Source organism: Psychrobacter sp. 1U2 (genome assembly GCF_051847575.1).
The window spans coordinates 1-946 of sequence record NZ_JBPYDC010000602.1 but is presented as its reverse complement, the minus strand read 5'-3'; the positions used below and the strand labels follow the sequence as shown (position 1 = coordinate 946).

At 45.6% G+C, this 946-nt stretch carries 1 protein-coding gene and 1 pseudogene; both read left to right on the top strand.

What is annotated here, in order from left to right; all coding sequences use genetic code 11:
* Window positions 1-365: pseudogene (locus tag ACS8FD_RS17560) on the top strand (efflux RND transporter periplasmic adaptor subunit); the annotation flags it as partial.
* On the top strand, window positions 362-946 hold a 585-nt coding region (locus ACS8FD_RS17555; RefSeq protein WP_439276793.1), incomplete at its 3' end, for an efflux RND transporter permease subunit. The pseudogene ACS8FD_RS17560 and the gene ACS8FD_RS17555, both read left to right, overlap by 4 nt.

The window sequence follows — 946 nt, the reverse complement described above, 5'->3', positions numbered from 1 at the left end:
ATAACCGTCAAATTACTATCTATGCAAGCTTAAATGACAACTCTGCAGCGCGTGCAGGTATGTACCAAACTGGTGAGTTTTTGCTCGGTAGCGAAAGCATGCAAACGGTGCCCAATAGCGCCATTGTCAGCAATGATGGCTATGATTATGTGATGCTAGTGACGGATATCAAAACCCAGAATGACAAAACGGTCGGACGTATTCAACAGCAGCGCGTGACCTTAGGAGATCGTATTGGCGACAGCGTCGTACTTGCAGAGCTTTTGCCGAGCGATACTAGAGTGGTCAAGCAAGGCGGTAGTTTTTTAAATGATGGTGACTTGGTATGGGTCGTGGAAAGTGAAGCTGTGCAGGCAACATCATGAATATGAATGTATCTACCTATTCTATCAAAAACCCGCTCGTTGCGATTTTATTATTTGTCTTGCTCACTTTCGGTGGTTTGTTTGGCTTTCAACAAATGAAAGTGCAGCAGTTCCCTGATATTGATCTACCAGCGGTCGTAGTCACGGTTACTTTGCCAGGAGCTGCCCCAGCCCAGCTTGAAAACGATGTGGCTAAAAAGATTGAAAACAGACTGACTAGCATTGAAGGTATTAAGCATATTCGTACTACCTTACAAACAGGCGCTGCGACTATCGCAACCGAGTTTGTGTTAGAAAAAGACATTCAAGAAGCCATGGATGATGTGCGTTCAGCTGTCGGTGAGGTACGTGGAGACTTACCCGCCGCCGCGAATGACCCTATTATTACCAAAGTCTCGACAGCAGGATTTCCAGTAGTCACGTATTCTGTGACTGGCAATAATATGAGTGTTGAGGACTTATCATGGTTCGTTGATGACACCATTACCAAGCGCTTATCTGATATTCAAGGGGTAAGCGCTATTAGTCGGATTGGTGGTCTTGAACGTGAGATTACCGTTGCCGCTGACCCTATCATGCTT